This is a genomic window from Streptomyces sp. NPDC051776 (genome assembly GCF_040681345.1).
Taxonomy (GTDB): domain Bacteria; phylum Actinomycetota; class Actinomycetes; order Streptomycetales; family Streptomycetaceae; genus Streptomyces.
Window position 1 is genome coordinate 60642 of sequence record NZ_JBFAYQ010000025.1, and the last position, 19020, is coordinate 79661.

Genomic DNA, 19020 nt, shown 5'->3' on the forward strand with positions numbered 1-19020 from the left:
GCGTGAGCCTCGCTCCCCGACAGGTGACGCGCGTATTCCGCCCGTACCGTCGAACCCATGAGGCAGCGGCCGTCGAGCCCCTCCGAAGAGCCTCCGCCGCAGGGCGGCTCCGGGGCCGGGAAGCGGCAGACCGTCCACGCGGAGGCGGACCCCGATCCCGCACCGGCACCCCGCAGCGCCACCCGGCCCGGCACCGGCAGCGTCACCGGGCCACCCTCTGCGACCGGGCTGACCGCCGCGGAAGTCGCCGAACGGGTGGCGCGCGGCGAGGTCAACGACGTACCCGTACGGTCCTCGCGCTCCACCGCCGAGATCGTCCGCGCCAATGTCTTCACACGCTTCAACGCGATCATCGGTGTCCTCTTCCTGATCGTCCTCGTCGTCGGCCCGATCCAGGACGGCCTCTTCGGTTTCGTCATCGTCGCCAACACCGCGATCGGCATCATCCAGGAACTGCGCGCCAAGAAGACGCTGGACAGCCTCGCGCTCATCGGGGAGGTCCGCCCCACGGTCCGCCGCGACGGCACATCAACCGAGATCGCCACCTCCGGGATCGTCCTGGGCGATCTGATCGAACTCGGGCCGGGAGACAAGGTCGTCGTGGACGGCGACGTGGCCGGGGCCGACGGCCTGGAGATCGACGAGTCGCTGCTCACCGGCGAGGCGGACCCGGTCCCGAAGCACGCGGGCGATCACGTGATGTCGGGCAGTTTCGTCGTCGCGGGCGCCGGCACGTTCGTCGCCACGAAAGTCGGCCGCGAGGCCTACGCCGCCCAACTCGCCGAGGAGGCCACCCGCTTCACCTTGGTCGCATCCGAACTGCGCAGCGGCATCAGCCGGATCCTCAAATACGTGACGTGGATGATGATCCCGACCGCGATCGGCCTCATCGTCAGCCAGTCCGTCGTCGAGGACCACGACTGGAAGGAAGCGGTACGGCGCATGGTCGCGGGGATCGTGCCCATGGTCCCCGAAGGGCTCGTGCTGCTCACCTCGGTGGCCTTCGCGATCGGCGTCGTCCGGCTCGGCCGCAAGCAGTGCCTCGTACAGGAGCTGCCCGCGATCGAAGGCCTGGCGCGGGTCGACGTGGTCTGCCTCGACAAGACCGGCACGCTCACCGAGGGCGGCATGGACGTGTCCGAACTTCGGCCGCTGGGCGGCGCGGACGAGACGTATCTGCGCAAGGTCCTCGGCGCCCTCGGCGAGTCCGACCCGCGCCCGAACGCCAGTCTCCGGGCGATCATCGAGGCGTACCCGGACGGGGCGGGCTGGCGGGTCATGCAGTCGCTGCCGTTCTCCTCGGCACGCAAGTACAGCGGCGCGAGTTTCCAGGAGGAGGACGGCTCCCCCGGCCCGAGCGGCACGGACGAGGACCTTGCCGGGCAGGACCGCACGACCGCGGATCGCACGGAGCAGGACCGCACGACCACGGACCGTACGGACGAGGATCGCACGATCGCGGACCGTACCGACCAGGACCGCACGACCGCGGATCGCACGGGCGCGAACCGGAGCGCGGTCCCCGCCACCACCACCTGGCTCATCGGCGCACCCGACGTCCTCCTCCCCGCTGGTGACTCCGCCCTCGCCGACACCGACCGTCTCAACACCCAGGGCCTGCGCGTCCTGCTGCTCGCCCGCGCCACCCGCCCACTCGACGACCCGGAGGTGTCCCGCGACGCACAGCCCGTCGCGCTCGTCGTCCTGGAGCAGCGGCTCCGCCCGGACGCGTCCGACACCCTGCGCTACTTCGCGGACCAGAACGTCGCCGCGAAGGTGATCTCCGGCGACAATGCGGTCTCGGTCGGTGCCGTCGCCGCGAAGCTCGGGCTGCCGGGCGCCGGGCATCCCGTGGACGCCCGTGCGCTGCCCGCCGAGCGGGACCGGATGGCCGAAGGACTCGACGTGGGCGCGGTGTTCGGGCGGGTCACACCGCAGCAGAAACGGGAGATGGTGGCCGCACTGCAGTCACGCAGGCACACGGTCGCGATGACCGGTGACGGCGTGAACGACGTGCTCGCCCTCAAGGACGCCGACATCGGGGTCTCCATGGGCTCCGGTTCCGAAGCGACCCGGGCCGTGGCCCAGATCGTGCTGCTGAACAACAGCTTCGCCACGCTGCCTTCCGTGGTCGCCGAGGGGCGCCGGGTCATCGGCAACATCACGCGCGTCGCCACCCTCTTCCTCACCAAGACCGTCTACTCGGTGCTGCTGGCGCTCCTCGTCGTCTGCTCCCAGGTGCCCTATCCCTTCCTCCCCCGCCACCTCACCCTGTTGTCGGTTCTGACGATCGGCGTCCCGGCCTTCTTCCTGGCGCTCGCGCCCAACAAGGAGCGGGCGAGGCCCCGCTTCGTGCGGCGCGTGATGCGGTACGCGGTCCCGGCCGGTGTCATCGCCGGTCTCGCCACCTTTGCCATCTACATGCTGGCGCGCCACTACTACTCCGGCCCGCGGTCGCTCGCGGCCGAGACGAGCGTGGCGACGCTGACGCTGTTCCTCATCGCGCTGTGGGTGCTGGCGATCGTCGCCCGCCCGTACACGTGGTGGCGCATCGTCCTGGTCCTGGCCATGCTCGGCTGCTTCCTGGTCGTCCTCGCCACTCCCTGGCTGCAGACGTTCTTCCAGCTGCGGCTGGTGGGCACCACGATGCCCTGGACGGCGGTCGTCGTCGCGGCCCTGGCCGGGGTCGTACTGGATGTCACCTGGTGGTGGATCCACCACAAGTGGCCCGACGCGTAGGGGGGTTGCACCAGGCCAGCGGCGTGCGCCTACTGGTCGAACCAGCGGTCGCGGGCCAGTTCCTCCGTGCGGGAGGGGTCCTCCAGGAGTGCCGCGACCTCGAAGCGCCGCTGCCATGCGCCTGCCGCCCACGCCAGGCCCGCCGCAACGCCCTCCAGCGTCGCCGCGTGCAGGACGCCGTCCGGGGTCAGCCGCCAGTCCGCCTCCACCCCGTCGACGAGCAGTTCCTCGTACTCGACGTACGAGGCGGGGGTGGTGGGGCCGAGCAACGTCCGTACGGAATCGGGGACTTCGTACGTCCGCCCGCCGGCTCCTTCCTCTCCTTCGCCCTCGCTCACGGCATCCGGTGAGGTGACGCGGCCCTCGTACACCTCGCTCAGCCGCGGCGCCTGCAGCAGTTCGGCCAGCTCCGCCGCCTGGCCGGGCGGTACGGGCAGCAGGGCGCGGCCCGCCGCGAGCGGCAGCAGGTCGGGGGCGTCGGCGACGAGGGCGTCCGAGGCGTCCACGACCCGTACCTCGCCGTCGACGACAGCCCGCAGCTCATCGGGCAGGGTGACCCGTTCGGGGTCCAGCAGCGCCAACGCGCCGTAAAGAGCGTGCAGTTGGTCGTGGGTCACCGGGCGCTCGGGGTCGGCGAGGCGGGCCAGCAGTTCGGCGGCCCCGCCCGGTTCGTCGAGCAGCGCCTCCACGGACGTCCGCACGCCGAGGGCGCGCAGCACCCGCTCGTCCTCGAAGCCCGCCGCGTCCGCCGGGTCGTACAGTCCTGCCAGCAGCGGGTCGCTGCCCGCGGCGCGCAGGCCGGCCGGGCGGCGGCCGTCGAGCACGGGATTGCCGCGCAACCACCAGGCGGTGTACGGGCGGACGGTCTCGTTGGTGCCGTCCGGCAGCAGCACCCGCACCTGCGCGGTCAGTGCCTCCCGCAGCGGGGGCCGGGCGAGCAGGGCGAGGGCCTGCGGCCAGGCGTCGTCGTCGACCAGGTCGAGGTCTCGGACCCCGATGACCTCGGCGGCGACCGGAGGCACGGGTGTCTCGGGGAGCCGGTCGAGCACGTCCTCGCACCACACGTCGATCGCGTCGCACAGCCCGATGTCGTCGGGCTCGGCGAAGTCTCCGTCACCCGGCTCCAGTTCATCGGGGTCGAGGACGACATCGGTGGCGCGGACGAGTGCGAAGCCGGCCATGACCCCGACAGCGGTCAGCGGCTGCTCGCCCCACCGCTCGGCCAGTCCGGTGTCGCAGGCTGCCAGCTCTCCCTCACGGATGACGCGCTCGAACGCGCTGCCGGGGAGGACGAGTTCACCGGCCGGGGCGAGTTCGCCGTCCTCGTCGGGGAGGGCGAGGGCGGCGAGCCAGGGCTCCTCGCCGGGTTCGAGCCGGGCGTCCCGTACGAGGGCAAGGACGGCGTCGGCGAGCTCCTCGGCGTCGAGCGTGTCCGCGTCCTCGTCCCAGATCTCCCCGCTGTCAAGGGAGTTGGCCACGGCGGCCCGCACCTGAGGGGTGGTCAGGACTGCGCGGGGCGTGGCGGGTGTCGCCCCGAGCTTCTCCAGGAGGGGGTGGGCGGCGTCGGGGTGGGCGACCTTGAGACCGAGGCGGGCCAGCGTCGCGGCGCCGGCCGGAGCCCGGCCCGCGGCGCGCTCGCCCGCCGGTGCGGGGATGCGGGTCACGCCGAAGTCCGCGCCGCTGTCCGTGCCATCGTCCGCTGCCTCGCCCGCGGCAGCGGAGCCGCGGCGCTCCTCCGCGCCCTCGTCGGCGCCGGGGACCGGCAGGAGGACCTGGCGGGGCCCGATGGTCGTACGGGCTCCCCCGGCGTCGCCGGCCAACGGTACGGGCAGACCGCTGAGGCGGTCGGGGTCGATGCCGGTGAGGCTGTCGTAGAGCCGCCACCACCAGGCCGGGGCGCGCTCGACACCCGCCAGCCGGTCGATGATCTCGCCCAGCGGGACGCGTGTGACGCCGAGCGCGCGCAGCTCGGACCGCCGCTCGAGGCCGGCGGGCAGCAGGTTGGGGAACAGGTCGGCCAGGACGCGTACGGTCCCGGCCCCCGCGCCCTCGACGATCTCGGCGTCGACGGGGCGCAGCGCGCCGGTCGTCTCACCGGAGGGGCCCGTCCGCGCGAACCCCTCCCCGTCCCACTCTCCGCCGCGCGCCTCGGTCATGGCGGTCGCCTCGGTCGTGGCGGCCGCCTCCGCGGGGGTCGCCTCCGCGGGGGTCCGCTCGTACGGCGTGGCTTCCCAGCCCTGAGCGGCGCGGGCTGCCTGTGTGTCCAGCGCGGGTGCGGTGTCCCCTCCCGTGTCCCGCGCGGGTGCCGCGGCCCGGGGCAGGAACGCCACACGCGGCAGCAGACGCAGGATCTCGCTGCGCAGCCGACCGTCCAATTCGCCCTTGCCGAGCGGGCCGGGGACGAGACCGATGGAGCCGGTGCCGACGGGCCGCCAGTCCCGTACGAGATCGGCGTACGACTCCGCGGCCCGCCGCACCAGGAAGTCCGTGAGCGGCCCGGGGGCCGCGTGGCGGCGGGTGGGCTCGAGCGGGAACGAGGCGATCAGCAGCGCGGGCAGGTCGAGCGGTTCGTCGGTCGGGGTGGGCGCGTGGACGACGGGCGCGGTGCCGGGGCGCGCGGGCGCACCGTCCTCGGCGTCGTCGACGGGCACGGCCCACGTCACCGACCAGACCGGGTGCAGCCGCTCTTCCACGGGCCGGTCGGCGAGGAGTTCGGGGTCCAGCGTCCCGCCGGCGGTGACGGTGCGCCAGCGGGTCGTCCCGTGCGCGCTGTCCTCGACGACGATGTGCGGGCCGTCCTGACGCCGGGTCAATGTCCGTACACCGTCGGGGGTTTCGACCACGAGCTCGGACAGGCCCGGGAGGGTGATGAGCAGCGCGTCGTCGATGCCGTCGAGGAGCCGGGCGGCGAGGTCCGCGGCGGCACCGTCGCGCAGGGGCAGAACCACGGCCGTGTCATAGCCGGCGGGTGCGGTGCCCTGTGCGGGCAGCGGCAGGCGCAGGAGGGGCACGTGTCCGTCGCGACGTCGCAGTTCGTCCGCGAGCCCGGAGCGGGAGCCGGTCTCATCAATGCCGGACGCGGCGGTTCCAGTGGTGCTGTTGGCGCTGTTGGCGCTGTTGGCGCTGTTGGCGCTGTTGGCGCCGGTGCTGGTGGTGCCGGCCTCGGCGGCCCGGCGCGCGAGTTCGCGGGACTCGGCGAGGGACCAGCGGACCCCGCCCGTCCGGCCCACGACCGCCGGTTCGTCGCTGACGGCGAGAACGGCCGCGAAGCCGACACCGAAGCGGCCCACGGTCCGTACCGCTTCCTCGTCGCGCTTCGCGGAGGCGCGGAGCGTGGACAGCGACTCGACGCCCGCGGCATCCAGCGGCGCACCGGTGTTGGAGGCGACGAGGACGGCGGAGGTGCTGTCGGCGGCCGTTCCGGCGCTCGCGCCGCCCGGCCCGGAGGGGTGGAGCGTGAGCCGGAAGCGACCGTGAACCCCGGCGCGGGCGGCGGCATCGGCGGCGTTCTGGGCGAGTTCGACGACGAGCCGGTCGCGGTAGCCGCCGAGCGCGAGGTCCTCCTCGGCGTTGGCGTCCTCGCGGAAGCGTGCGGGGGAGGCGGCCCACGCGTCCAGCACGCCGCGCCGCAGCCGCGCCGTCCCGAACGGGTCCTCCCCGTCGGTCGTCGCCCGCACCATCGCCGTGCCGCTCACGTCTCGTCTCCCTGTCGCCGCACCACCGCTTGTCAGCGCAGAACGTACCGCTTGCGCGGCGCGCCCGGTTGCCCGCCCCGGCAGCCGACCGGATCGCCGGGAGCGAGCACCCGCGCGCGGGAGCGCGCCCGCCGCTCCGCGCCCCGGGCCGGGTTCCCTCACCCCCCGCCCCGAACCCCTTCACCGCACGCGCCGATCCGGGCGCGAGCCACGGTCACCAACCGCCCGGAGAGGACATGGGCAGCCGCACCACCGCCGGCCGCCCGGCACCCGGCCTGCCAGAACCGGACGGCTGACGGCACCGCACGGCACGACTCGGCACCGCACGGCACGGGCCGGACTCCGCCACGGTCCGGGCCGGACTCCGCACGGCCCGGTCCGGTACGGGCAGGAGAGCAGGCGACCCGATCGACAGCGCGCATCGGCGCCCGCGCCCGCGTGTGGGAGCCTCTGGTCACCGTTGCCCGGGTGGAGCACGCCATCGCTCAACCACGGGGCCCTGTACGGCCGTTGTGGCCGCAGTGATGGCCGACGACTGGGCGCTCGAGAGTCCTGTGGGGGCATGCGCAGGGTCGGCCCGCCCCGGAGCGCGAAGCCGCCGATCGGGGTCAAAGTCGCACATGTACGGAGATTTCCGCGGCCCCACCCCAGTATGTGCGCGCTCGACCGGGGACCTGGGGAGAACGTCCCGGCTACTCGGTCCACGGGTCCGTACGTCGCCACAGTCGTCGCGACGTCCGCATGCGCCTCACCACGTCCGCATGCGATCACCACGTCCGCATGCGCGTCACGACATCCGCATGCACGCGCCCCCCAGCCGACAACGGCTCGCGGCAGGGCATTCGCCTCTCGATCACCGGCGCCCGGCGCGCGGGCGAGCCGGGAGGGAGACCCTGGATCGAGGCTCCCGTGGATGGAGGCTCCCGGGCCACCGGCAGGACCACGACCCGGGGGTCAGTCGCACCCGGCAGGTCGCCCCGTCAGGAGTGACCCAGTTCCTCCTCCGGGCCCGTGTCCTCCACCGAGCCGCCCGTGCGATCCGGGCGGAGCGGGAGGGGGTCGACCTTCGTTTCGTCGATCACCGGTGGGGCCGGGCGCGGCGGCTTCGGCATGACCGCGGCCTCCGAGTGGCCGCCGCAGCCGAATGTCAGCGAGACGACGCGGCCGTCGGCCGGGGAGAACTCGTTCGCGCAGACGCCGAACGCCTGCCGCAGCGAGCCGGCGAGCGGGACGAGGAAACCGCAGGTGACGCAGGCCGCGGGTGCCGCCTGGGCCATCGGCGTCTTCGGGCCGTACCCCTCCTCCCAGCGGTCCGCCGCCGTGTGGAGGCCGTAGCGGGAGAGGACGCGCGCTCGGCGCATGCCCAGTTCGTCGGCAAGTGCCTCGATGCTCCCGCGCGATGGGGGCCGGGCAGCGGGAGGAGCCGCGGATCCGTCCGCGGCCTCCCCCACCGCACGGTCCGTCCCCGCCGCCGTCCCGGCCGTCCGCGCCGCGACGTCGGCCGCGTCGCGCGCGGCCTCGGCCTCCTCGCCCACCACGGAGTTGGGCGGCGGCTCGTCCTCTCCGGAGAAGCCCTGCTCCAGGCGGAGGTCGTCCGACTCGATCGGCAGGAGATCCCCGGGGCCGAGGTCGCCCGGCCGCAGCCGTTCGCTCCACGGCACCCACTCCGGCGCCAGCAGCGCCTCGGGCCCGGGGAGCAGCACAGTCTCGTCGAGCGTCACGACCTTCGCCCGGGAGGCGCGGGTGACGGTCACGGCCCAGCGCCAGCCGCGGTAGGCGGCTTCGTGGCAGGCGAAGAAATGCGTGACGACCCTGTCACCGTCCGCCACAGCGCCGAGGTGCTCGCCGACCGAGTCCTCGCCCGCGGCTTCGACGGCCGCGGCGAGGGCGAGTTCGACCGCCTCGGCGCACATGCGGTCTGGGGTACGGCTTCGCATCGTCGCAGCACTCACAAGAATCGATTCTCTCCTACGCCGTATCACGCGTGCGCCGGCCGGACCGGGCGAACCGGCCGGGCAGCCGGAGGGCGGCGGACGGAGCGGACCGCAGGACCGCGTCGACGTCCGTGCCCGACCAGCCTCGGGCGCACCTGCTACAACCCATTCTGCGGGATCGCCGACAGGTGCGGAGCCGAGAACGACCGGTGCGCGCACCGCACGCTACCCCGCCCGGGGCCGCGGGGCCCACCCTCCCCCTCTCCTGGGCCCGGCGAACCGGAAGCTGACATGCCGCCGGGCCCGCGAAACAGCCATGCCTTGTACGAGTTGGGGCAGTATGACGGGGTGGCAGCCGACTGGTCGTCCGCACGCACGAGTCCGCTCCGGCGTATCGGCGCGGCGGTCGGACGTGCCCTGCACCTGCCGTTCACCGCCACCGGCAAGGGCATCCGCCGCGTCACGCACGCACACGGCGCGGGCGAGTCCGGGCTGGGCAAACTGATCGAGCTGCATGCCGTCAACGGCGCGGGCGACATGCTCGTCACCATCGCCCTCGCCTCCACGGTCTTCTTCTCCGTTCCCACGGAAGAGGCCCGCGGCCGCGTCGCGCTCTATCTCGCGATCACACTGGCGCCCTTCGCTCTGCTCGCCCCCGTCATCGGCCCGGTGCTCGACCGCTTTCCGCACGGGCGCCGTCTGGCGATGGCGGGCTCCATGCTGGCCCGCGCCCTGCTGGCGCTGGCCCTGTCGAACGCCGTGTCCACCGGTGGCATCGAGCTGTATCCGGAGGCACTGGGCGTCCTGGTGGCGTCCAAGGCGTACGGCGTCGTGCGCAGCGCCGTCGTACCGCGGCTGCTCCCCCCGCGATTCGCTTTGGTCAAGGCGAACTCCCGCGTGACGCTCGGCGGTCTGCTGGCCACGGGCATTGCCGCGCCCGTCGGGGCGGGGCTGCAGATGATCGGATCGGGGTGGCCGCTCTACGCCGCGTTCGCGGTGTTCTGTGTAGGCGCGTTCCTGGCCTTCACGCTGCCGCACAAGGTGGACTCGGCGAAGGGCGAGGGCAAGGCCCGCTTCATCTCCCATGAGTCCCATGCGCACCCCGAGGCACAGGCGCCCCACTCGACGGGGGTGAGGGGAGCCGGCGCGTCGCGCGCCGCGCACGCCCCCGTCTGGCTCGGCGGACTGCGGCGCGGCAGCGGCCGCGGGGGAAGGCGGCCGAAGAAGCCGGGTCTGCGGACCGTCGGCCCGTCGGTGCTGCACGGTCTGCAGGCCAATGCCACGCACCGCGCGCTCTCCGGCTTCCTCATCTTCTTCCTGGCGTTCCTGCTGCGCGAGCATCCGCTGGGCGAGCGGACCGCGGCGTTCTCCCTGGGCATGGTGGCCGTCGGGGCGGGCGTGGGGAACGCGCTGGGCACAGCCGTCGGCGCCTGGGTCAGGTCCCGTACGCCGGAGCCGATCATCGCCGCGGTCCTGGCCCTCGCGCTGGGGACGGCGATCCTCGCGGCGGTGTTCTTCAACCAGGTGACGGCCACGGCGCTGGGCGCCGTGGCCGGATTCACCCAGGCCCTCTCGAAGCTGTCGCTGGACGCGCTGATCCAGCGGGACGTACCGGAGCCGGTGCGTACCTCCGCCTTCGCCCGCTCCGAAACACTGCTCCAGATGTCGTGGGTGGTCGGCGGAGTAATCGGCATCTCGCTTCCGCTCAACGGCGTTCTGGGCATGTCGGTGGCCGCGGCGATGTGCGGGGCGGGCGCGGCCGTGACCGTACGGGGGCTGCTGACCGCCGGGCGTCGCGGCTCGCCGCACCCCCGCGTGGCGTGAGCGGAGCAGGCAGATAGCCTTCGCGCATGACCTCTGCGCTTTCCAGGAGCAAGACCCGCCGCACCGCGATGGCAGCCGGTGCCGCCGTTCTCGGCCTCGTCGCCCTCTCCGCCTGCGAGAAGCCGACCCCGCTGGCGACGGTCACGGTGGGCTCGAACTCCGCGTCCGCCGAGGCTGCGTGCTACAACGACGGCAAGCGCCTGTCGCAGGAGAAGCTGAAGAGCTGCTTCTCCGAGAACTCCGGCAAGAAGGTCACCGTGCACGACGGCGAGAAGGTCCGGGTCGGCGTCGACCCGGAGATCGCCGAGTCCGGCTGGGTCATGGTCGTCAACGGCCAGCCCACGATGGCCGAGGCGAGCAAGGACACCTACCGCACCTTCGACTTCGACCAGATCTTCGCCCCGCAGCAGAGCACGCCCGGCGGGGCGGCCGCCGCCCCGAAGACCGCGAAGGTCGCGATCATCGAGCTGACGGGCGGGGACAAGCCCAAGGGCCTGTGGCAGTTCAACCTCAGCAAGGCGTCCTGACGGACCGCCTCACCCGGCGATCGGGCACCGACCGATGAGCGGGCCGGACGTGCGGCCTACGCCACCTCCACCGCAGGACGCGGAACCGCGACCGGTGCGCCTCCTCGTGGTCACAGCGGTGACGGCGGAGGCGGACGCTGTGTCCGCGGGCCTGGCCGATGCCGGCGCCGTACTGACCCACGCCTCCCGCACAGCGCCCCTCGATGCCGACACCGTCCGGACCGACGCAGCCCACGTCCCACCGGCAAGTGCCGGTCCCGTACGAGCCGATGAGCGCACACCGCACCGGCGGCTGCACCGCCCGCCGGCAGGTGACGCGCCTGGCCGCCCGGGGCTGTTCGCCGATGTGCTGGCCGTGGGGGCCGGGCCCGCGGCCGCCGCTGCAGGCGCCGCGAAAGCGCTGACCTCCGCCGCGCTGGCGGGCGACCCGTACGACATCGTCGTCTCTGCCGGGATCGGCGGCGGGTTCGCGCCCGACGCCCCGCTCGGCAGCCTCGTCGTCGCGGACGCGATCGTCGCCGCGGACCTGGGCGCCGAGACGCCCGACGGCTTCGTGCCCGTCGACGAGTTGGGCTTCGGCCGCACCGTGCACCACCCCCCGGTCGGACCCGCAGCACGCGCCGCGAAAGCACTGGAGCGCGGCGGTCTGCGAGCCGTGCTCGCCCCCGTTCTCACCGTCTCCACCGTGACCGGCTCCGCCGAGCGCGCCGCCACGCTCAGGGGACGCCACCCGCGCGCCGCCGCAGAGGCGATGGAGGGCTTCGGGGTCGCCGAGGCCTGCGCGGCGCACCACCTGCCGGTGCTCGAAGTGCGCGCGGTATCCAACCCCGTCGGCCCGCGCGACCGCGACGCGTGGCGGATCGGTGAGGCACTGGATGCTCTGCGGCAGGCGTTCGGCCTGCTCACCCCGATCGTCGAGGAGGAGTTCCGATGAGACCGGCTGCCGAGGACCCCGCTCTGCGGATCGCGTACTCGCCGTGCCCCAACGACACGTTCGTCTTCCACGCGTGGGCCCACGGCCACGTCCCCGGCGCGCCCGCGCTGGACGTGACCTTCGCGGACATCGACATCACCAACGGGATGGCGGAGCACGGCGAACTGGACCTCCTCAAGGTGTCCTACGCCGTCCTCCCCTGGATCACCGACCGCTACGCGCTGCTGCCGTGCGGCGGAGCGCTCGGCCGGGGCTGCGGACCGCTGGTGCTCGCCCGTGAACCGGGCCTGGACCCGGCGGGCCGTACGGTCGCCGTGCCGGGCGAGCGGTCGACGGCCTACCTCCTCTTCCGGCTCTGGGCCGCGGACGAGGTGCCGGGCGGTGTGGGGGAGGTCGTGGTCATGCCGTTCCACGAGATCATGCCCGCCGTACGGGACGGCAAGGTCGACGCCGGGCTGGTGATCCACGAGGCCCGCTTCACCTACCAGGACTTCGGTCTGCACTGCCTCGCCGATATGGGCGAGCACTGGGAGTGCACGACCGGCCTGCCGATTCCGCTCGGTGCGATCGTCGCCCGCCGCGACCTCGGCGCGGAGCGGCTGCGGCAGCTCGCGGACGCGGCGCGCGACTCGGTGCGCATGGCTTGGGCGGACCCGGAGGCCTCGCGCGCGTATGTGATGGAGCACGCGCAGGAGATGGACCCGGGCGTCGCCGACCGGCACATCGCGCTGTACGTCAACGAGTTCACGGCCGGTCTCGGCGACGAGGGCTACGCCGCGGTGCGCGCACTGCTGACACGCGCCGCGGCCGAAGGGCTCGTACCACCCCTCGGCCACGATGCGCTGAGCTTCTGACGCGCCGCACTTCCGGTGCGCCGGGCTTGCGGTGGGCCAGGCTTGCGGTGGGCCGGGATTGCGCGTGCCGCACTTCCGCGTTCCAGTACGGCCCCGCCGCTAGACGTCCAGTTGGTCGGCCACCGCGCGCAGCATGCCGGCGATCTTGTGGCCGTGCGCCTTGTCGGGGTAGCGGCCGCGCTCGAGCTGCTGCGCGACGTTCTCCAGGAGGGTCGTGAGGTCCTGGACGATGGAGGCGAGTTCGTCCGGCTTGCGGCGCTGGGCCGCCGCGACAGACGGTGCCGGGTCGAGCAGGGTCACCGAGAGGGCCTGGTCACCGCGCTGGCCCGCGACCACGCCGAACTCCACGCGCTGGCCCGGCTTGAGTGTGTCCACTCCGTCCGGCAGCACGGAGGAGTGCACGAAGACGTCGCCGCCGTCGTCGCGGGAGAGAAAGCCGAAGCCCTTCTCACTGTTGAACCACTTGACCTTGCCGGTAGGCACGTCCGTCCTCGTCCTCGTGATCGTCGGGGATAAACACACACGGAACAGCTCTGGAGAGCAGTACAGCGGGCCCGTCGGACCCGCCGTCTCCAAGGCTAATGGTCCGGTGCCTGGTGACAAGACGTCGCCGGGTGGTTCCGATCCGCTCCCGGAGCCCACCTACCCTGGTCGGGTGACCCATGAAACCAAGCGCCCCGCGGCCTGGCCGGGCGACCGGCTCGTCCGTATCGGCGTGATTGTCTTCGTCATCGGCGCGGTGGCCATGTCGGCGACCGTGGCGCCGCTGTTCCTGGGCGCCGAACCGCTCCCGTCGGCCGCCTACTTCGTGTCCATGCTCATGGGTGTCGGCTTCGCCGTCGCCGCGGCCGGAGTGCTGCGGTCGGCCGCGGCGCAGAGGCGTCGGGCCAGGGAGGCGGCGCGGTCGGCCGTGTAGCGCTCCAGCCAGGCCGGGAAACCGGACAGGTCGGACAGCACGAGATCCGCGCCCGCCGCACGGAGTTCGGTCGCGTCGCACGGGCCGGTGGCGACCGCGACGGACAGCGCGCCCGCGGTGCGGGCACCGCGCACGTCGCCGGTGTGGTCGCCGACGTAGACCGTGGCCCCGTGCGCCGTCAGCGCCTCCGCCTTGGCCTCCGCCCACAGGCCGCCGATCACCGCGTCCGCCTCGATGCCGAGGTGGGTCAGGTGCGTCTCGACGTGGGGCTGGTTCTTGGCGCTGACGACGATGGCGCGGCCGCCCAGCCGCCGCACCGCGGCGAGAGCATCGGCCGCGCCGGGCATGGCGAGAGTCGGACCGATGGCGAAAGCGGGGTAGAGCGACCGGTAGAGCTCTGCCGCGGCCGGGATCCGCTCCGCGGGGTACCAGTACGCCAGCTCCTGCTCCAGCGGCGGCCCGAGCCGGCTGATCGCGAGACCGACGTCGATGTACGTGCCGGTCTCGGCGGCCAGTGCCTCGTAGGCGGCCTTGATGCCGGGCCGGGAGTCGATCAGCGTCATGTCGAGGTCGAAGCCGACCGTGAGCGCGGGTATGGGCATGGCCGTCATTGTGCCGTCCGCGCTCACGGGCATCCGCGGCCCCCCGTATGCTTAGGCTCGCCTAACCTGCTGTACGGAATCGGGTCGTCGCACAGCGCCGGACGACAGCAACCACAGCGCAGTGCACCAAGCACCGAGCACCGAGCACCGAGCACCGAGCGAGAGAAACGCGAAGGGACCGATGACAGCCGCGACCGCCACCGGCCCCGGACGCGTTCTGGTGGCCCGCCGCCTCGTGTTGGCCGCCGCGGCCCTCGCGGCCCTGCTCCTTGCGGTGCTGCTGAGCCTCGCCGTCGGGGCGCGCGCCATCGCGCCCTCCGCGGTCCTCGACGCCCTGCTGCACGGCGGTTCGGGCGAGACCGCCGAAATCGTCCGCACCCTGCGCGTACCGCGTACGGTCATCGCGCTCATGGTCGGCGCCGCCCTCGCGATGGCGGGCACCGTGATGCAGGGCATCACCCGGAATCCGATCGCCGACCCCGGCATCCTCGGCATCAGCCAGGGCGCGGCGGCCGGTGTCGTCCTGGCCATCGCCTTCGCCGGGGTGCACTCGCTCACCGGATACGTCTGGTTCGCCTTCCTCGGCGCGGGCATCGCGTCCGTCGCGGTGTACGCGATCGCCTCCAGCGGGCGGGGCGGGGCGAGCCCGGTGAAGCTCGCGCTCGCAGGCGCTGCCATCAACGCCCTTCTCGTTTCGGTGATTCACGCCATCCTCACCACGGACGCAGCGACTCTGGACGAGTTCCGCTTCTGGCAGGTCGGCTCGGTCTCCGGGCGGGAGAGCGCCGTCATCGACCAGACCTGGCCGTTCCTGGTGGTGGGCACGGTGCTCGTGCTCTGTGTCGCCCGTGGCCTCGACGCCCTGGCCCTGGGCGAGGACGTCGCCAAGGGCCTCGGTCAGAAGGTGGCGACCGTACGGATCGTGGGCGGGCTGGGCGCCACCGTCCTCACGGGCGTGGGGGTCGCCGCGGCGGGGCCCATCGCCTTCGTCGGCCTCGCGGTGCCGCACATCGCCCGAGCGGTCGCCGGCACCGACCACCGGTGGGTGCTGCCGATGGCCGCCCTGATCGGGCCGGTGATGCTGCTCGTGGCGGACGTCGTCGGCCGGATCGTCTTCCCGCCGTCGGAGGTTCCTGCGGGTGTGGCCACGGCGCTGATCGGTGTCCCGTTCCTGGTCGCCCTGGTCCGCCGCAGGACGGTGTCCGCATGAGGGGCGGGCGCGCCGTGGAGCGCGCGGAAGCGCGGCGCGAAGGAAAGCACGCGGGAGGACGGCCCGAAGGGGAGGACGCGGCGGGACGGCCCGAAGGGGAGCACGTAGGAGAACGGCGCGCGCGGCGGCGCACAGGGGTGCGGCGCCCAGCCGAGCGCACGGGGTGCAAGCACGCCGGGGAGGGCGTATGACGGCGGTTGCCGCCACGACGAAGTCCCGTGCCGGGGACGGCATACGTCCGGCCGGCCACGCGGTCGTACGGGCCGGGCGCGGGTCGTTCCTGCTGCACCGGCGGGCGGCCGTCGTCGCCGGTCTGCTGGCGGTGGCGCTGGCCGGCGTCTGCCTGGCCTATCTGTGCATCGGGGAGTCGACGGCCGCGCCCGCCGAGGCCGTGAAGGCGGTCCTCGGGCTGCCGTCGCAGGAGGAGTTCGTCGTCTCCACGCTGCGGCTGCCGCGCATGACCCTCGGGCTGCTGGTCGGCGCGGCGTTCGGCGTCGCGGGCGCGCTCATCCAGACCGTCGCGCGCAATCCGCTGGCCAGCCCCGACGTCATCGGCATCAGCCACGGCGCGGGCGCGCTGACGGTGGGCGCGCTGACCTTCGGCGTCACCTCGTACGCCGTCCTCCCCTACCTCTCCGTCCTGGGCGGACTCTGCGCCGCCGCGCTCGTGTACGTCTTCGCGTGGCGCGGCGGGCTGCACGCCGCGCGCTTCGTCCTCATCGGCATCGGCTTCGCGATCGCCCTGCGCTCGGTGACCCAACTGTTCCTCACCAAGGGGGACTTCCTGGTCGCCCAGCAGGCGCAGGTGTGGATGACCGGCTCCCTCAACGGACGGGGCTGGGAGGAGACCGGGCCTCTCGGCTGGACGCTGCTCGGGCTGCTGCCCGCGGTGCTGTGGGCGGCGCGCGCCCAGCGGTTCGTGTCGCTCGACGACGCCACGGCGACCGCGCTCGGCTCGCGTCTGGGCCGGGCCCGGCTCGGTCTGGTGCTGCTCGGCGTCGTCCTCGCGTCCGTGGCCACAGCGTCCGCGGGCCCCGTGGACTTCGTGGCCCTGCTCGCGCCGCAGATCGCCCGGCGCCTGACGCGTACGGCCCAGATCCCGCTGCTGTGCGCGGCGTTGACGGGCGCGTTCATCGTGGTCGCCGCGGACCTGCCGGCGCGGACCCTGTTCGCGCCGGCCGAGCTGCCGGTGGGTGTGCTCACCGCCGCCGTCGGCGCCCCGTATCTCATCCTGCTGATCATCCGCAGCCGTACCGGAGGACGAGCGTGACCGCGTGCGAGAACCCTGAGGCCCGCCGGCCCGCGGCGAGCAGGCTCGCCGCCCGCGACCTGACCCTCGCCTACGAGGAGCGCACCGTCGTCGAGAGGCTCGACCTCTCCGTGCCGGACGGCGAGGTCACCGTGATCGTCGGGCCCAACGCCTGTGGGAAATCGACCCTGTTGCGCGCTCTGGGCCGGCTCCTCAAGCCCCGCGGCGGCTCCGTCCTGCTCGACGGCCGTGAACTGGCCCGCATCCCGACCCGGAAGGTCGCTCAGTCGGTCGGGTTGCTGCCCCAGACACCGGTCGCGCCCGAGGCGATCACGGTCGCCGATCTGGTCTCACGGGGGCGCCAGCCTCACCAGCACTGGTGGCAGCAGTGGTCGGAGCAGGACGAGCGTGCGGTCGGCGAGGCCATGGCCCGTACGGATGTGACCGATCTGGCCGCGCGGCCCGTCGACGAGCTGTCGGGCGGGCAGCGTCAGCGCGTCTGGATCGCCATGGCCCTCGCGCAGGAGACGGAGCTGCTGCTCCTGGACGAGCCCACGACGTATCTGGACATCGCGCATCAGGTCGAAGTCCTGGATCTCGTACGCCAGTTGAACCAAGAGCGTGGACGCACGGTCGTCGCCGTGCTGCACGACCTCAACCAGGCCACCCGGTACGCTGGCCACTTGGTCGCCATGAAGGCCGGGCGGATCGTGGCACAGGGACGGCCCGCCGAGATCGTCACGGCGGAGCTGGTACGGGAAGTGTTCGGGCTCGACGCGGTGGTCGTGCCGGACCCGGTGACGGGCAGCCCGCTGGTGGTGCCGGGGGCTCCATGGCCGGCGGGGGCGGAGGCGGCCGAGCAGCAGGAGGTGGCGCAGATGCGGGACACTTCGTCGGCGGTGGGCTCGTAAGGATCGCGCCGACAGTTCCGGTCGCGCAGACGGTCTCGTAAGGGTCGGGCCGACGGTCCGGTCGCGCAGACGGTCCGGTCGCGTAGACGGTCCGGTCGCGCAGACGGTCTCGTAAGGGTCGCGCAGACGGTCTCGTGGCGGGCCACCAAGGCTCGTAAGGTCGCGCCGAGGCTGCTTCGGGGCGTCGACCGAGGTCAACCGCCCTTGCTGCGACGGGGGTTGGGGCCCGCGCCCGCGGCGGTTCAGCGCCGGCGGGCGCGCCAGAGCAGATAGAGCGCGGAGACGACGGCCGCCGCCCGCAGGGCGACCGGCCATGTCTCGGTGAGCGCGGCGCTCATCTGCCCCTTGGCGATCGGCTCGCCCCACCGCCCGTCGAACCGCCCCCACAGCCACACGAGCGCGCCCGCCGCGACGAGGCCGGGCAGCCCCAGGGCGGCCCACTTGTTCTCCGCGCGCGTCAACGCGCGCGTGCCGTACGCGATGAGCCACCCCACTCCCAGCAGGATGAGCGAGCCGAGTACGGCTCCCGCGACGAGGAGTCCCGCGGCCAGCAGCAGGAGCGGGCTGAACGAGCGCCGCACCACCTCTCTGCGGTGTCGGAACAGCAGGCGCCGCGCCAGGCCCGCGCCGCGCCCCGCCCCTGCCCCTGCCCCGGCAGGCTGCGCCTCCTCCGCGGCCTTGGCCGCGGCTTCCGCCTCGGCCTTCCGCAGGCGCTCGGCGTCGACTTCCGGTGCCGGCGGCGGTTTCAGTATCTCGGGGACCTCGATGCCGCCGACGAATCCGGGCACGGCCTCGCCCACGTCACCGAACGGCCCCGGCTCGATGCGCCACCAGTCGGGGGTGGCCTCCTGCGGCCCGAGTTCGTCCTCGCCCGCGAGGTGCGGGGGCGACGGCTCGTTCGGCGAACGCGGCGGCGGGACCGTGGTGGACTTGTCAAGAATTCTGCCGGTGAGGGGCGCGGACCGCTCCGCAGCGGGAGCGTCCGGTTCGCCGGCCTGCCGGTCACCGGTCTCCGCAGCGGCGGCCTCGCCATTGTCCACGTTTCTGCCGCCGAGCCTCAGGCCGAACGGGCCGGTTCCGAGCGGGCCCCTGTTCGCACTCTGCTTCTCGGCACCGGGATTGCGGGCACCGGGCTTCCGGGCACCGGGCTTCCGGGCGCCGGGATTGCGGGCACCGGGCTTCCGGGCACCGGGCTTCCGGGCGCCGGGATTGCGGGCACCGGATCTCTTGGAACCCGCCTGCTCAGAGGTGGCCTTCCGGGCTCCGGAGCCCGAATCGGCAGCCTGCGCCGCGGGCCGGTGCCTGGGCGCCTCGGGTCGTCCGTCCGTCCCGCCCGCGGCGGCCACCACGTCGGACGGCGTGCCCAGCTTGCCGAGGATGCGCTTCACCGACGCGGCCGAGTCCGCCGAACCGGCGCGCTGCGCCTCGATCTCCGAACGCAGCTGGGTGACCAGACGCATCCGGTCGCCGGACGACAACTGCTGCTGCTGAGCCAGGTCACCGACCCGGCTCAAATAGTCGAATACGAGCTTGTCGCTCTCGATTCCCACCAAATCCCCTGCGGGCGCGCGCATTTCACCATGGCACTGCCCGACGGTACCGCCTCCCGCGCTCCCGGCGCCGTA

At 73.5% G+C, this 19020-nt stretch carries 14 protein-coding genes; 9 read left to right on the forward strand and 5 right to left on the reverse strand.

Annotated elements, in window-relative coordinates; translation table 11 throughout:
* Positions 1-57: 57 nt before the first annotated feature.
* Entirely contained in the window at positions 58-2739 is a 2682-nt protein-coding gene (locus AB0M26_RS19995; RefSeq protein ID WP_365262810.1) for a cation-translocating P-type ATPase, read from the forward strand.
* A 29-nt stretch (positions 2740-2768) separates the two neighbouring features.
* Here AB0M26_RS19995 and AB0M26_RS20000 read toward each other — a convergent pair whose 3' ends face one another.
* Positions 2769-6419 carry a molecular chaperone Hsp90 gene (locus AB0M26_RS20000; RefSeq protein ID WP_365262917.1) on the reverse strand — a complete coding sequence of 1217 codons (3651 nt, stop codon included), beginning with the start codon at positions 6417-6419 and terminating at the stop codon, positions 2769-2771.
* A 995-nt stretch (positions 6420-7414) separates the two neighbouring features.
* On the reverse strand, positions 7415-8371 hold the full coding sequence (locus tag AB0M26_RS20005) for a DUF3027 domain-containing protein (protein WP_365262920.1): 957 nt from the start codon (positions 8369-8371) through the stop codon (positions 7415-7417).
* Positions 8372-8659: 288 nt separating this feature from the next.
* Here AB0M26_RS20005 and AB0M26_RS20010 point away from each other — a divergent pair, with 288 nt between their 5' ends.
* From AB0M26_RS20010 to AB0M26_RS20025, 4 genes are all read left to right on the forward strand, one after another.
* On the forward strand, positions 8660-10192 hold the full coding sequence (locus tag AB0M26_RS20010; protein ID WP_365262813.1) for an MFS transporter: 1533 nt from the start codon (positions 8660-8662) through the stop codon (positions 10190-10192).
* Positions 10193-10218: 26 nt separating this feature from the next.
* The gene (locus AB0M26_RS20015) at positions 10219-10719 is read left to right on the forward strand and encodes a hypothetical protein (RefSeq protein WP_365262816.1); all 501 of its coding nucleotides are present in this window, start codon (positions 10219-10221) and stop codon (positions 10717-10719) included.
* A gap of 94 nt (positions 10720-10813) precedes the next feature.
* On the forward strand, positions 10814-11653 hold the full coding sequence (locus AB0M26_RS20020) for a futalosine hydrolase (protein ID WP_365262821.1): 840 nt from the start codon (positions 10814-10816) through the stop codon (positions 11651-11653).
* Positions 11650-12507 carry a 1,4-dihydroxy-6-naphthoate synthase gene (locus AB0M26_RS20025; RefSeq protein ID WP_365262824.1) on the forward strand — a complete coding sequence of 286 codons (858 nt, stop codon included), beginning with the start codon at positions 11650-11652 and terminating at the stop codon, positions 12505-12507. The genes AB0M26_RS20020 and AB0M26_RS20025 overlap by 4 nt, the downstream gene beginning before the upstream one ends.
* 99 nt (positions 12508-12606) lie before the next feature.
* Here AB0M26_RS20025 and AB0M26_RS20030 read toward each other — a convergent pair whose 3' ends face one another.
* The gene (locus AB0M26_RS20030; RefSeq protein WP_365262827.1) at positions 12607-12990 is read right to left on the reverse strand and encodes a cold-shock protein; all 384 of its coding nucleotides are present in this window, start codon (positions 12988-12990) and stop codon (positions 12607-12609) included.
* A gap of 172 nt (positions 12991-13162) precedes the next feature.
* On the opposite strand from AB0M26_RS20030, the gene AB0M26_RS20035 reads away from it, so the two are divergent.
* On the forward strand, positions 13163-13423 hold the full coding sequence (locus AB0M26_RS20035; protein ID WP_365262830.1) for a hypothetical protein: 261 nt from the start codon (positions 13163-13165) through the stop codon (positions 13421-13423).
* On the opposite strand, the gene AB0M26_RS20040 is transcribed toward AB0M26_RS20035, so the two are convergent.
* Positions 13309-14025 carry a haloacid dehalogenase-like hydrolase gene (locus tag AB0M26_RS20040; protein WP_365262833.1) on the reverse strand — a complete coding sequence of 239 codons (717 nt, stop codon included), beginning with the start codon at positions 14023-14025 and terminating at the stop codon, positions 13309-13311. The two genes, AB0M26_RS20035 and AB0M26_RS20040, sit on opposite strands and share 115 nt — an antisense overlap.
* Positions 14026-14206: 181 nt before the next feature.
* Here AB0M26_RS20040 and AB0M26_RS20045 point away from each other — a divergent pair, with 181 nt between their 5' ends.
* The 3 genes from AB0M26_RS20045 (at position 14207) to AB0M26_RS20055 (ending at position 17395) form a co-directional block, all read left to right on the forward strand.
* On the forward strand, positions 14207-15235 hold the full coding sequence (locus AB0M26_RS20045; protein WP_365262836.1) for an iron ABC transporter permease: 1029 nt from the start codon (positions 14207-14209) through the stop codon (positions 15233-15235).
* 187 nt (positions 15236-15422) lie between these two features.
* The gene (locus tag AB0M26_RS20050; protein WP_365262839.1) at positions 15423-16505 is read left to right on the forward strand and encodes an iron chelate uptake ABC transporter family permease subunit; all 1083 of its coding nucleotides are present in this window, start codon (positions 15423-15425) and stop codon (positions 16503-16505) included.
* The gene (locus AB0M26_RS20055) at positions 16502-17395 is read left to right on the forward strand and encodes an ABC transporter ATP-binding protein (RefSeq protein ID WP_365262842.1); all 894 of its coding nucleotides are present in this window, start codon (positions 16502-16504) and stop codon (positions 17393-17395) included. Before AB0M26_RS20050 ends, AB0M26_RS20055 begins: the two co-directional genes overlap by 4 nt.
* A 242-nt stretch (positions 17396-17637) precedes the next feature.
* Here the strand turns inward: AB0M26_RS20055 and AB0M26_RS20060 are convergent, their stop codons facing one another.
* A complete protein-coding gene (locus AB0M26_RS20060) occupies positions 17638-18945 on the reverse strand; it encodes a hypothetical protein (RefSeq protein WP_365262845.1) in 1308 nt (435 codons plus the stop codon).
* Positions 18946-19020 lie beyond the last annotated feature (75 nt).

Excerpts from the sequence above, each read along its gene's own strand:
- AB0M26_RS20005 (WP_365262920.1), bottom strand. The coding sequence starts at position 8,371 with ATGCGAAGCCGTACCCCAGACCGCATGTGCGCCGAGGCGGTCGAACTC.
- AB0M26_RS19995 (WP_365262810.1), top strand. The coding sequence starts at position 58 with ATGAGGCAGCGGCCGTCGAGCCCCTCCGAAGAGCCTCCGCCGCAGGGC.
- AB0M26_RS20010 (WP_365262813.1), top strand. The coding sequence starts at position 8,660 with ATGCCGCCGGGCCCGCGAAACAGCCATGCCTTGTACGAGTTGGGGCAG.
- AB0M26_RS20025 (WP_365262824.1), top strand. The coding sequence starts at position 11,650 with ATGAGACCGGCTGCCGAGGACCCCGCTCTGCGGATCGCGTACTCGCCG.
- AB0M26_RS20040 (WP_365262833.1), bottom strand. The coding sequence starts at position 14,025 with ATGCCCATACCCGCGCTCACGGTCGGCTTCGACCTCGACATGACGCTG.
- AB0M26_RS20050 (WP_365262839.1), top strand. The coding sequence starts at position 15,423 with ATGACGGCGGTTGCCGCCACGACGAAGTCCCGTGCCGGGGACGGCATA.
- AB0M26_RS20015 (WP_365262816.1), top strand. The coding sequence starts at position 10,219 with ATGACCTCTGCGCTTTCCAGGAGCAAGACCCGCCGCACCGCGATGGCA.
- AB0M26_RS20045 (WP_365262836.1), top strand. The coding sequence starts at position 14,207 with ATGACAGCCGCGACCGCCACCGGCCCCGGACGCGTTCTGGTGGCCCGC.
- AB0M26_RS20000 (WP_365262917.1), bottom strand. The coding sequence starts at position 6,419 with ATGGTGCGGGCGACGACCGACGGGGAGGACCCGTTCGGGACGGCGCGG.